Origin of the sequence: Marseilla massiliensis, from assembly GCF_016899955.1 — a bacterium.
GTDB lineage: Bacteria > Bacteroidota > Bacteroidia > Bacteroidales > Bacteroidaceae > Prevotella > Prevotella intestinigallinarum.
The window spans coordinates 78,353-90,913 of the sequence record NZ_JACJJL010000002.1; the positions used below are offsets into that span (position 1 = coordinate 78,353).

The 12,561-nt window shown below is 59.8% G+C and carries 10 protein-coding genes; 4 read left to right on the forward strand and 6 right to left on the reverse strand.

Annotated features, from left to right (window positions below; all coding sequences use genetic code 11):
- Positions 1-23 precede the first annotated feature (23 nt).
- From H6B30_RS01560 to cls, 3 genes are all read left to right on the forward strand, one after another.
- Positions 24-2,843, forward strand: coding sequence for a SusC/RagA family TonB-linked outer membrane protein (locus H6B30_RS01560; protein ID WP_205107238.1), 2,820 nt, complete (start codon positions 24-26; stop codon positions 2,841-2,843).
- Positions 2,844-3,172: 329 nt separating this feature from the next.
- Complete coding sequence (locus H6B30_RS01565) at positions 3,173-4,927, forward strand: RagB/SusD family nutrient uptake outer membrane protein (protein ID WP_239483435.1); 1,755 nt, start codon at positions 3,173-3,175, stop codon at positions 4,925-4,927.
- Between the two features lie 275 nt (positions 4,928-5,202).
- Entirely contained in the window at positions 5,203-6,627 is a 1,425-nt protein-coding gene (gene cls / locus H6B30_RS01570) for a cardiolipin synthase (RefSeq protein ID WP_205107240.1), read from the forward strand.
- Positions 6,628-6,736: 109 nt separating this feature from the next.
- Here cls and H6B30_RS01575 read toward each other — a convergent pair whose 3' ends face one another.
- The 6 genes from H6B30_RS01575 to H6B30_RS01600 form a co-directional block, all read right to left on the reverse strand.
- Positions 6,737-7,270 (reverse strand): RsmD family RNA methyltransferase, encoded by a 534-nt coding sequence (locus H6B30_RS01575; RefSeq protein ID WP_205107242.1) that lies wholly within the window; start codon positions 7,268-7,270, stop codon positions 6,737-6,739.
- A gap of 4 nt (positions 7,271-7,274) precedes the next feature.
- The gene (locus tag H6B30_RS01580; RefSeq protein WP_205107244.1) at positions 7,275-8,099 is read right to left on the reverse strand and encodes a DUF3822 family protein; all 825 of its coding nucleotides are present in this window, start codon (positions 8,097-8,099) and stop codon (positions 7,275-7,277) included.
- A 133-nt stretch (positions 8,100-8,232) separates the two neighbouring features.
- Entirely contained in the window at positions 8,233-9,171 is a 939-nt protein-coding gene (locus H6B30_RS01585) for a TPM domain-containing protein (protein ID WP_205107246.1), read from the reverse strand.
- 9 nt (positions 9,172-9,180) lie between these two features.
- Positions 9,181-9,774, reverse strand: coding sequence for a LemA family protein (locus H6B30_RS01590; protein ID WP_205107248.1), 594 nt, complete (start codon positions 9,772-9,774; stop codon positions 9,181-9,183).
- A gap of 41 nt (positions 9,775-9,815) precedes the next feature.
- A complete protein-coding gene (locus H6B30_RS01595) occupies positions 9,816-10,301 on the reverse strand; it encodes a hypothetical protein (RefSeq protein WP_205107249.1) in 486 nt (161 codons plus the stop codon).
- Position 10,302: 1 nt separating this feature from the next.
- Positions 10,303-10,785, reverse strand: a complete 483-nt coding sequence (locus tag H6B30_RS01600; protein ID WP_205107251.1) for a hypothetical protein — start codon at positions 10,783-10,785, stop codon at positions 10,303-10,305.
- A 155-nt stretch (positions 10,786-10,940) separates the two neighbouring features.
- Here H6B30_RS01600 and H6B30_RS01605 point away from each other — a divergent pair, with 155 nt between their 5' ends.
- Complete coding sequence (locus tag H6B30_RS01605; RefSeq protein WP_205107252.1) at positions 10,941-12,446, forward strand: ATP-dependent DNA helicase; 1,506 nt, start codon at positions 10,941-10,943, stop codon at positions 12,444-12,446.
- Positions 12,447-12,561: the final 115 nt, after the last annotated feature.

The window sequence follows — 12,561 nt, forward strand, 5'->3', positions numbered from 1 at the left end:
CAAACCCAACAAACATGCAAACAATGAAAGCAAACAAAATAATGGCGGCAGCCATAATGGCCTGCGCCGCCATGCCGGCAGCGGCACAGAGTGACAGCACCGGGCTGAAGTCGGCTGCCGAGTCGTTCGCCGCAACGCCCATAGATGTGGGCGCCGACGTGACCATACCGCTCGAAGAGTCGACAGCCGCCGTCTCGGTGATAACCTCGGCCACCACCGACAGGCGCAGCTCGCGCAACATAGCCAACTCCATTCTCGGCCAGGGCACTGGCCTGGTGAGCCTGCAGAACTCGGGCTCATACAGCGACACAGACCCAACTTTCTATGTGCGTGGCCTGCAGTCGCTCTCTACCAGCACGCCGCTGGTGCTCGTCGACGGCATTGAACGGAGCATAAGCGACATCACACCCGGCGAGGTGGAGTCGGTGCTGATACTGAAAGACGCGGCCGCGGTGGCACTCTACGGCTACAAAGCGGCCAACGGAGCCATACTGGTGACCACGAAGCGGGGCAAGTACAACACCAAGACGGTGAAGTTCAGCTACGACCATGAGTGGCAGTTCATGATGAAGAAGCCTCAATTCGTAGACGCGGCGACATACGCCGAAGCCGTCAACGAGGCACGGTCCAACGACGGCCTATCGGCCAAATACACCACCGACGAGATCAACGCGTTCCGCTCGGGCCAGTACCCATACCTCTACCCCAACGTCGACTGGGTGAACGAGACCTTCCGCAACCACGGCGTGGCCAACAAATACAACATGGAGTTCAGCGGCGGAGGCAAGGCGTTCCGCTACTTCACCTACATCAACCTTACCACGAACAAGGGGTTTGTGGCCAACGCCGACGCCAACTCGGGCTACTCTACGCAAGACAAGTACACCAAGGGGAGCATCCGCGTCAACCTCGACGCCGACATAACGCGCACCACAAAGATGAAGGTCAACCTGCAGGGGGTGCTCGACGAAACCAGCGGGCCGTCGGCCGACCTGTGGGACTTGGTCTACTCCGTGCCGGCGGCAGCCTTCCCCATCAAGACCGAGAGCGGCCTCTGGGGCGGCACCTCGACCTGGAGCGGCACGCTCAACCCCGTGGCCCAGTCGGCGGGGGCGGCCTACGTGAAGAACCACTCGCGCAGCCTCACATCCGACATCACGCTCTCGCAAGACCTCTCGGGGCTGCTCAAGGGGCTCAAGGCCAGCGTGCGCGTGGGCTACGACAACAGCTCCAACGTCTACGAAGACCACAGCAAGACCTACGACTACGGCAGCCTGACGCCGGGCCAGTGGGTTGACGGCGAGCCCACGGTGTCCGCCGAATACAAGGTGACGGCCGCCTCGGAGATGGGAACGTCGGCCGAGACCAATGCATACGCGGCCCGCTTCCACTTCGACGCAGGCCTAAACTATGCCAACACCTTCGGCAACCACTCTGTATACTCGCAGCTCAAATGGGACTACGAATACGAAGACGAGACAGGACTCAACACAACCGTCTACCGCCAGAACGTGTCGTGGTACACCCACTACGGCTACAAGGGACGCTACTTTGCCGACCTTGCCCTCGTAGGGTCGGGCTCCAGCCGCCTCGCCCCGGGCACCAAGTGGTCGTTTTCGCCCACTGTCTCGGCCGCATGGGTCATCTCTAAGGAGAACTTCATGGCCAAGGCCAAATGGCTGAACCTGCTTAAGCTGCGCGCTTCGTTCGGCATTATCAACGCCGACTACCTGCCCGGCGACGACGTCTGGACGTATTACACGCAGCAGTATGTGACCACCGGAGGCACCTACCCGTTCACAAGCTCGTGGACTTCGGAGTTCGGGCGCACCTACCTCGACCGACTCGCCACCGAGAACCCGGGCCACGAGAAAGCCTACAAGTACAACGTGGGCCTCGACGCATCGCTGTTCGGGTGCCTCAACCTGACGTTCGACGCCTACTACCAGCGACGTACGGACATCTGGGTAGAAGCCGACGGCAAGTACACAGCGTTGATTGGCCAGGACGCCCCCTACGAAAACGCGGGCATCGTTGACAGCTGGGGATTCGAGGCCGGGGCCGACTTCAGCCGCAAGGTGGGCGCGGTGACGCTCACCGCCGGGGCAAGCGTGAGCCTGAACCGCAACAAGATAGTGGAGCAGCTGGAAGAGCCCCGCCTCTACGACAACCTTGTACAAACGGGCCACTCGGTCGGGCAGATATACGGCCTGAAGGCCATTGGCTTCTTCGAGGACGAGGAAGACATAGCCAACAGCCCCACACAGACGTTCAGCACCGTGAAACCGGGCGACATAAAGTATGAGGATGTCAACGGCGACGGGCAGATAGACTCTAACGACGAGGTGGCCATAGGCTACAGCGACGACGCCCCCGAGCTATACTTCTCGCTGAAGCTCGGAGCCGAGTGGCGCGGGCTGGGATTCTACGCGCTGCTGCAAGGCACCGGCAGATACTCGGCAGTGCTCAACACCAAGAGCATGTACTGGGGCCTGGTAGACAACACCACCATATCGCAATACGCCTACGAAAACCGCTGGACGGCCGACAACAAAGAAGCAAAGTACCCGCGCCTGAGCTCGCAGAGCAACGCCAACAACTACCAGACCAACACGATATGGCTCGAAGACCGTTCGTTCCTCAAGCTGCGCACGCTGGAAGTGTACTACAACCTGCCGCGAAAGCTGCTCGACGCGTCGCGGTTCATTAGCGAGGCCAAGCTCTACCTGCGCGGCACCGACCTCTTCAGCATCGACCACATGGCCGTGTCCGACCCTGAATCGTATGGCGCCACCGACCCGCTGACGCGCAGCATAGCCGCCGGGCTGGCCGTGACGTTCTGACCATAAGCCGCCTGTGCCGCCGCCGGGCGCACAGTACAGACGACGCGGTCTCGGCAAAACGCATGGCACCAACACACCCGAAGGGCAACCGTCTGTCAGCCAGCGAGTTGCAAAACGGGCCATATTGCGATGCGAAACAGGCCGTTTGAGCACTTGAAACGGCCCGTTTTGCGAGGCCAAAAGCCCCCCAGGCAAAGCACTGGGCCCCGGGCGGTGCAGGCGGACCACGCTTACAACCATTATTCACCATGCGTGCAGGCACGCAACGGCGCCAAGCCAAACTGCCGAAGGCACCAACCACACATACATAACACATGACAACAAAAACAATGACAAGGACATTGCAAACGGCCATTTGCGCCACGATGGCGCTGGCCATGGCTGCATGCTCCGACCGGATGGACTACCATGAATATGTAGTGAAGGACAAGGAGCAGATCACCGCCACGTTTGAAGACGTGGGAGGATTCATGACCGACATCTACAACCACGTCGACTACGACTACGGACAATACTATTCGGGCGCCGTGCTCGGCTCGGCCAGCGACGAGGCCGAATACGCCCTGCAAGGCAACGCCATCGAAGACTTCTACAACGGGGCATGGAGTGCAACCAACGCAAAGGAAACACTGTGGAACGACATGTACGAGGGCATAGCCGCATGCAACGTCTACATCGACGAGTTCACGGGGCTCACGTTCGACGACCTCGCGCTCAACAGCGACTACGAGAAGCAGCTCTACCGCTACAACAACTATGAATGGGAGGCGCGGTTCATGCGCGCATACTTCTACTTTGTGCTGGCAAGGCAGTACGGCGGGGTGCCTCTGGTCACCCATACCCAGAGCTACGACATCACCAACGCGCTGCCCAGGGAGTCGAGCGACAGCATCTTCAGCTTCATCATAAGCGAATGCGACGCAATAAAAGACTCCATAATAGCCGACTACTCAGACCTTGGGGCCATGGACATGGGAGCCAACGAGACGGGCAGGGCCGACAGGCTGGCCGTGCTCGCGCTCAAGGCCAGGGCCGCACTCTACTGGGCCAGCCCGCTGTTCAACCCCGATGACGACGCCACGCGGTGGTACAACGCAGCCCTGTATACCAAGCAGCTCATCGACGAATGCACCGAACGGGGCAAGAGGCTGGCCGACGACTATGAGTCGCTGTGGGCAACCGACAACTACAGCAACGCCAACATCATGTGCGAGATAATATTCGGAAGGCGTGTCTACGGCTCTGGCAGCGAAGGCGTGTCGAGCACGTTTGAGTCATACAACTACCCCGTAGGCATTGAAGGCGGCAACGGGGGCAACTGCCCTACGCAGACACTGGTCGACGCCTACGAGTTTGTCAGCGGCGACAGCGCCGGACTCAGGCCGAAAGACCTGGCCGACTACGACCCCGACAAGCCATATTACGACGACCGCGACCCGCGCTTCTATGTCACGGTGGCCAAGAACGGCGACGAAAACTGGCCCAGCTCCAACACCACCCCGCTGCAAACCTACTACGGGGGGATAAACGCCGAGCCGCTCACAGGGGGCACGCCGACGGGCTATTACGTCAAGAAGCTGTGCCACTCGGCCATCGACCTGTCGTCGAACAGCTCTTACGAGGCCGACAACCACACATGGGTGACGTTCAGGCTCGGTGAGTTCTACCTCAACTACGCCGAGGCTGTGTTCAAATACCTGGGCAGCCCGTATGCCACCGACGGCGAACTGACCATGAGCGCGGCCGATGCACTCGACAAGACGCGCCTGAGGGCCGGACTGAAAAGCCTCAGCGAGGTGCGGCCGGGCATGACCAACGACGAGTTCTGGGACGTTTACAAGACCGAACGCATGGTTGAGCTGGCCTTCGAGGGCCACCGCTTCTGGGACGTGCGCCGCTGGAAGGAGGCCGACGAGCACTTCACGTCGGTCGACGAGATGAAGCTCACGCTCAATTCCGACAGCACCATCAGCTACGAACGCAACACGGTGAGCCGCACATGGGACGACAAGATGTACCTGTTCCCCATCCCCCAGTCTGAAATACAGAAGAACCCTAACCTCACGCAGAACCCCGGCTGGTAATGGCCACGGCAGCACCGTGGGCTGCAACGTCCACGGCACAGCCCCACATCAAGGCCCCCGAGCACTGACCCTCACAGTGAACGGGGCCATTTTGCCGCCATACCTGTCACTTTTCGGCCGCAACGCTTGCCCATGTCGAAAATTTTGGTGATATTTGCGCTACGGTATGTGCCGGGGCAACGCCGCCGCCATTGCAAAGCCATGCGCCCGGCGGCAAGCAACCGCACAGACGCCACCCCGCAACGCGCCCCGGAGGGGCTATTAACATACAGCCAATGCACGGACTCTACCTCACAGGTGTAATCATCAATGAGATAATAGCAGCCGTGGCAATCGTCCACGTGCTGATGGACAACCGCCAGCCGGCCAAGACCATGGCATGGGCGTTGGTCATCTTCTTCGTGCCTGTTGTGGGCATATTGCTCTACGTCTTCTTCGGCATAAACACTCGCAAGGAGCGCATGATGAGCCAACGCAGCATGGACCAGCTCACCAAACGGTCGATGCTGGAGTTCGCCGAGCAGCACGACCTGCACCTGCCCGAGGCCTACAGGCAGACGATCGACCTGTTTGTAAACCAGAACATGGCCATGCCTTTCAACAACACCAAGGCCGACATCTACACCGACGGGCACTCGTTCTTCCTCGAACTGTTGCACGCCATAGGCCAGGCGCGCCACCACATACACATCGACATGTACATATTTGCAGACGACGCGCTTGGCAATCTCGTTGCCGACGCCCTCATAGACAGTTCGCGCCGCGGCGTCGAGGTAAGGGTGATATACGACGATGTGGGCTGCTGGAACGTGAGCCACCGGTTCTTCGAGCGCATGCGCGAAGGCGGCGTGGACGTCAGGCCGTTCCTCCCCGTAAGGTTCCCAACGTTCACCGGCAAGGTGAACTACCGCAACCACCGCAAGATTGTGGTCATCGACGGGCGCACGGGATTCATCGGCGGCATGAACATAGCGCTGCGCTATGTGAAGGGAACGGGCACCCAGGCATGGCGAGACACGATGGTGCGCATCACCGGCGGGGCGCTCTACGGGCTGCAACGGGCTTTCCTGGTCGACTGGTATTTCGTTGACCGCACGCTCATATCAAGCCGGAAATACTATCCACAGCCCGATGGCAGCGTGGCATCGGCCTGCATCGCGCAGATAGTTACAAGCAGCCCGATAGCCCCCTACCCCGACATCATGCAGGGATATGTGCGAATAATCCTCGGCGCACGGCGCTACATATACATCGAGACGCCCTACTTCCTGCCCACGGAGCCCGTGCTCTTCGCCATGAAGACGGCCTCGGTGGGAGGCATCGACATACGCATCATCGTCCCGAGGCACAGCGACAGCAGGTTTGTAGAGTGGGCGGGGCGGTCGTATCTGCGCAACATGGTCGAGGCGGGAGTGAAGATTTACATGTACACTGCGGGGTTCATGCACAGCAAACTGCTCGTGTGCGACGACTCGCTCGCCACATGCGGGTCGACAAACGTAGACTTCCGAAGCTTTGAAAACAACTTTGAGGGCAACGCGTTTTTCTACGACGAAGAGACGGCCATGCGCTTCAAGCAGGTCTTCCTGGCCGACCAAGAACGGTCGGTGCTGTTCAACGACACCGCACAAGGCAAGCAGCCAAACTTCATGGCGCGCCTTTGGGAGAGCCTGATCAGGCTGCTCTCGCCCGTGCTGTGAGCCGGGCTACGCCCCAAGGGCAGGCGCAATGGGCTGTCCCAGGGCCGCAGCCATGGCACGGCGGGGCGCCAAGGGCTGTGGGGCGCATACAAAAAAAGGCTGGCAAACGTCAGCCCTTGAATATCGAAAAGTTAACACTGCCGTACTCACGGCGCTCGATGAAGTGGGCATCGGAGCTGAAATCGTTCTTCGCCCCGTGCTCAAGCACGAACACACCGCCCTCAGACAGTATGCCCGAAGCGAAGACCATGCCCGGTATGGCGGCCAGTTCACCGAGCGCATAAGGCGGGTCGGCGAAGATGAAGTCGAACTTCTGGCGGCACGACTTGACAAACCTCAGCGCGTCGGCGCGCAGCGGCAGGCAGTTGACGGCCCCTATCTTGGCCAGGCACTGCTTGATGAAGGCGTGGTGGTCGCGGTCTATCTCGACGCTGACCACGCGGTCACAGCCCCTGGACAGAAGCTCGAGCGTGATGCTGCCCGTGCCCGAGAAGAGGTCGAGGGCCTGCTTCCCTTCCAGGTCTATGTGCCCCGCGAGCACGTTGAATATGTTCTCCTTGGCGAAATCGGTGGTCGGCCTGGCCTTGAACGAGCGTGGTATGTCAAAACGGCGCCCCTTGTACAATCCTGTTATAATCCTCATATTGTCATCTGCCTTTCACATAGTAAGCTACCAAATCGTATGGCATGCCCTTGACGAGCGTTGCCGGCGAACGGTTGAAGTCGCCCACAGGGTTTATCACATAGGCCCTCAACAGAAACTTCCTGAGCTCTTCCAATATCCACTCCCGGTCGGGAATGTCGCCCACGATGTGCATCTCGTCGTGCTCGGGCTTCAGCGCCAGCTGCTTCCAGACGTAGAGAAGGAAGTACAGAGCGTCGTGTGCGTGGCCCGCATCAAAGGCGTTGCAGTACTTGAAACGGTTCTGGGCGAAGCTGAACACCTCCAGTTTCTTGTCGTGGAAATAGCCGTACAGCTTGCTGCGCGTGCCTATGAAGCTGCGCTGGTGCAGGTATTTCCACACGGGAGTCATGGCACAATTCACCCTCACGTCGGCAAAATGGTCGTCGACAACGAGCTTAAGGTCCTTGTTGACCGAGAAGAGTGCCACGGCGTTGAGCTCGGGCAAGACGTTGAACATCACCCTGTCGGCATTCTGCTTCGGGAACGAGTGGCGGTAGAGAGTGTCGGCGTCTGGCTCGCAGAACATGTCGACAGGCACCATGAGCACGGGCGAATCGACCATGAGCATGGCCCTCTTGAAATCCATCGATGGCAGCTCGGCGGTTTTGAATGCCTCGCGCAGGTTGGCCGCCATGGATATTCCGCTCCTCACGGTGTAGGGCTCGAATGTAACTCCGCTTCCCTCCGGCCCCGTCTTCAATGCCGAAAACGAAAGCGAATGGCGGCTGACGCGTATTGTGAGCCGCCTTCCGCCACTTTGTAAGTTGGTGTTTTGGGATGTATCCATTGTCTGTTGGGTCTTCTTTTGTGCAAAGGTAGCACAAAAAAACGAGAGGAAGAAACTAACGATTGTGTTTTTGGCATATTGCCGTCTACAACGCAAAGAGAGGCAGGACACGGCCCGCCTCTCTGTTGCATGATCACCAATTCGACTCCGAACCGCCTCCGCCGGAGTCGCCTCCGCCAAAGCTGCCGCCGCTGAAGCCTCCGCCCACGCCTCCGCTGCCGCCCCGTCCGCCGTTCAACAACGAGCCGAGCAGCATGCCGGTGAGGAAAGAGTGCAGTCCGCCGCCGCGGTCGTCGCCATCGCCCTCGTCGGTTTCGTCGACCTTGATGCGCCCGCATTTCCCGCAGACGTAGACATCCTTGCGCATCAGGTGGCCGTTAATGGCCCTGTAACGGTCGCGCGACATGATGTTGAGCGCGCGCTTGCCACAGTACGGGCAACGCTTCTTGCGCTGTCCGAACACCCCCGACATGTATAGCACGAATACCACTATGCCAAGCAACATTACCAGTGCCGCGATGTCGGAGCCATTGTCCTGCCGACCATCTGGCTGCATGGTGCCGTCGAGCACGGCGCAAACGGCCTTTGCACCGGCCACCATTCCGCCGTTGATGTCGCCGCGCCTGAATGCCGGCACCATCAGTTGCGACTGTATGCGCTTGCACTTGGCGTCGGTAAGGAAGCCTTCTATGCCGTAGCCTGTGTGCATCCTTATGCTACGCTGGTCGGCTACATAGAGTATCAGCAGGCCGTTGTTGCTGTCGCCCTTGCCTATGCCCCAGTGCCTGAAAAGGCTTTGCGCAAAGTCGAAGGGTGCCTGACCGCCTATTGACGGCAGCACCACCACAGCCACCTCGATGCCTGTCGACGCCTCGAGGCGGCCGAACATGGCGTCGATGGTGTCGCGTGCAGCGGCCGACATGAGCCCCGCCGGGTCGGCAACGTAGCGCCTTGCGTCATGCACGTGCACGTTGGGCACTGTCTCGACGGTGTAAGCCCTGCCTGGTTCCTGTGCCCAGGCAGCCGCGACGATGGCGAATGCCAATATGAAAAACAGCGTGAGTCGTCTCATCGCCTATGGTCAGAATTTCACCTCGGGTGCCTTCTCTGCCCCGCTCTCGGCCTCGAAGTACGACTTCTTGTCGAATCCGAACAGGCCGGCAAGTATGTTTTTGGGGAAGCGGCGTATGGCCACGTTGTATGCCTTGGCCGCATCGTTGAAGTCTTTGCGTGCCACCGTGATGCGGTTCTCGGTGCCTTCGAGCTGCGACTGCAGCTCAAGGAAGTTCTGGTTTGCCTTCAGGTCGGGGTACTGCTCACGTATGGCGAGCAGCTTGCCCAGCGCCGCCGTCAGCTCGCCCTGCGCCCTCTGGAACTGCGCCAGCCTCTCGGGGGTGAGCTCCGAGGCGTCTACCTTTATCTGGGTGGCCTTGCTCCGCGCCTCGATCACGCCCTCGAGCGTCTCTTGCTCGTGCGTGGCGTAACCCTTGACCGTGTTCACGAGGTTTGGGATGAGGTCGGCCCGGCGCTGGTATTGGGTCTCAACGTTGGCCCACTTACCGGCCACCTGCTCGTCCATCGACACGAGGCCGTTATATCCTGTCACACACCAAAGCAGGAGAATCACTACGACCGCCCCTGCGATAATCCATCCTAAATGTTTCTTTACGTTCATTTTTATATTGGTTAATGATTTATATATAATCGTGACTGGGCCTATTCCCAACTTCCGGCGGTGCTCCCGGGCTTGCTTCTGTCGCCGAACCTGATGCCCGGGTATTGCCCTTTAGCCTTGGCCTTGGCCACCACGTCGGCCACGCTGGCGGCGTCGAGGCCCGACAGGAAGTCTTCGTAGAGCGCGCCGCACTCAACGGTTGGCTGCCTGTTGCCGGCCTTGGTGACCGCAGTGCCGGCCTCTATGCTGAAGCGCTTGCCGCCGCCGAAGGGTATCACTGCCACCGTGTCGGCCATGTAACCGGCCGCCACGAGCGTGTCGAGCGAACCGCAGAAGCGGCCGCGCTCGCGCATATACCTTAACTGGGCGTCGCGTATGGCCACGAGGCGCTGCCTTACCAGCGACTCGCGCTGGCGCCTTTCTTTGTCGAAGCCGACAGGAACGACTATGCTCCTCACACATACCAACAGCAACAACAATGCCACAACAGACAGCAATATGTTGGTTTTCTTGTTTCCAGATGCCATATCAGTAATTCTCTAAAGCCTTTATTCGCTTTTCCGTTCGCTTGCGTTTCTTTGCGGTGAAGATGGAGAAGAAGTCGAACGAAACCACCGGGGTTTGCCTCGGCATGTACTTGTTCTCTTCCTTGAGCTTGCCCAGCATGTTGCTTATGCCGGCGCTCACCTGTGGCATGCTGCCATAGATGACCACCTCCCTGAGGGCATTGAACGTGCGCATCAGGGCCACCGTGTCGGTCAGTTCGCTGCAAAGCAAATGACGCGCAAGGTAACCCTGCCGCCCGAGCACTATGCTGTCGGCCTCGGCCGGTACGGTGAATTCACCGCGGTAGTTGCTGCGGTACTGGCTTATGAGAGCCGTGTCGACTGTGACGACCACCCCGCTGAGGGGGACACCCGTCTCCATGTCGACAACGACGCATTCTCTTTGCGCTGCTGCCCCAAGGCTCACCATCAAGCCGATAGACGCCAATACATGCCTCACCGACATAACCTTATGTATTTAATATTGTTATATTTTCACAAAGATAGGCGTTTCTTGTGAACCTGGCAAGCCCCGACGGCATGAGTTGTTTATTTTTTTGATGTTTTAATCTTTATTTCGCGCATTTTCCGTATCTTTGTTTCTGACTAACGCAACACGACATGATGACAGACGCACTAACCGACATGGTTACCCGCGAACTGGGCTTTGCCCCCACTGCCGACCAGCGGAAGGCCATAGCCACGTTCGCTTCGTTCATGACCGCACGCTCAGACATGGCGGCCATGCTTATGCGCGGCTCGGCCGGAACGGGCAAGACCACGCTGGCCTCGGCCATTGTCAGGTCGCTGGCGGCGCTGCGGTGGCGCATGGTGCTGCTGGCACCTACGGGCCGGGCGGCCAAGGTGTTTGCACTGAACGCCGGCCACAGGGCCTACACCATACACCGCAGGATATACCGGCAGAAGGCCCTCAGGGCCGACATGGGCGGGTTCAGCCTGAACAACAACCTGCACTCCGACACCCTGTTCGTGGTCGACGAGGCGTCGATGATTGCAAACAGCAGCGCCGGCGAGGCGGCCTTCGGCAGCGGTTGCCTGCTCGACGACCTCGTGGAATACGTCTACAGCGGGCGCAACTGCCGCCTGATGCTCATCGGCGACCGCGCACAGCTGCCGCCGGTGGGCGAGGCCGAAAGCCCGGCACTGTCGGCCGGGGTGATGGAGGGCTACGGACTGACGGTGTTCGAGGCCGAGCTCGACGAGGTGATGCGCCAAGGCAACGGCTCGGGGATACTGTTCAACGCCACTGTCATCCGGCGGATGATTACGCACGACGAGCTGACGGGGCTGCCCATGATTGCTTTCAAGGGGTTTGCCGACATATGCATAGTCAACGGCGACGAGCTGATCGAGGCGCTGGCGTCGAGCTACAGCCGGGCGGGCACCGACGAGACCATCGTGATAACGCGGAGCAACAAGCGGGCGGTGGTATACAACCGGGGCATCAGGGCCATGGTGCTCGGGCGCGAAGAGGAACTCACCACGGGCGACATGGTGATGGTGGTGAAGAACAACTACCACTGGACCGAGAATGAGCGCAGGGCCGAAGCCGCCGCAGCAGGCACCGAGGCGGCGGGCGGAAAGGACAGCGACGATGGCGGAGACGACGCCGAGGCGGTGCCGGCGTTCCTTGCCAACGGCGACAGGGCGGTGGTAAGGAGGGTGCGCCGCTGCCGTGAGCTCTACGGGTTCCGCTTTGCCGACGTCACCTTTTCGCTGCCCGACTACGACGACTACGAGCTTACGGCCACCACGCTGCTCGACACACTGGCCTCTGAGGCGCCCGCGCTGACAAGGGAACAAAACGAACAGCTGTTCAACGCCGTGATGGACGACTACGCCGACGTGCCGCTCAAGGCCGACAGGATAAGGAAACTCAAGCAAGACCCGTATTTCAACGCGCTGCAGGTGAAGCACGCCTATGCCGTGACTTGCCACAAGGCGCAAGGCGGGCAGTGGGCTCACGTATACGTAGACCAGGGATACATGACCGACGACATGCTCACCCCGGCCTACCTCCATTGGCTATACACAGCCTTTACACGGGCCACCGAGAAACTGATGCTCGTAAACTGGCCCGCCACCCAGAACGCCGATGCGCAATGAGCGGCGCACGGCGGCACAGCATTTTATGTAAAGATATATTCACGCCCCGGCCCTGCGGCGCAACAGCCTGGCCCACTGTGGGTTGCAAGATAGCCCCGATTGCAGCCCGAAACGG

Bases quoted from the DNA above. Each gene is read 5' to 3' on its own strand.
- H6B30_RS01560 (WP_205107238.1), top strand. From the start codon at position 24: ATGAAAGCAAACAAAATAATGGCGGCAGCCATAATGGCCTGCGCCGCC.
- H6B30_RS01565 (WP_239483435.1), top strand. From the start codon at position 3,173: ATGACAAGGACATTGCAAACGGCCATTTGCGCCACGATGGCGCTGGCC.
- cls (WP_205107240.1), top strand. From the start codon at position 5,203: ATGCACGGACTCTACCTCACAGGTGTAATCATCAATGAGATAATAGCA.
- H6B30_RS01575 (WP_205107242.1), bottom strand. From the start codon at position 7,270: ATGAGGATTATAACAGGATTGTACAAGGGGCGCCGTTTTGACATACCA.
- H6B30_RS01580 (WP_205107244.1), bottom strand. From the start codon at position 8,099: ATGGATACATCCCAAAACACCAACTTACAAAGTGGCGGAAGGCGGCTC.
- H6B30_RS01585 (WP_205107246.1), bottom strand. From the start codon at position 9,171: ATGAGACGACTCACGCTGTTTTTCATATTGGCATTCGCCATCGTCGCG.
- H6B30_RS01590 (WP_205107248.1), bottom strand. From the start codon at position 9,774: ATGAACGTAAAGAAACATTTAGGATGGATTATCGCAGGGGCGGTCGTA.
- H6B30_RS01595 (WP_205107249.1), bottom strand. From the start codon at position 10,301: ATGGCATCTGGAAACAAGAAAACCAACATATTGCTGTCTGTTGTGGCA.
- H6B30_RS01600 (WP_205107251.1), bottom strand. From the start codon at position 10,785: ATGTCGGTGAGGCATGTATTGGCGTCTATCGGCTTGATGGTGAGCCTT.
- H6B30_RS01605 (WP_205107252.1), top strand. From the start codon at position 10,941: ATGATGACAGACGCACTAACCGACATGGTTACCCGCGAACTGGGCTTT.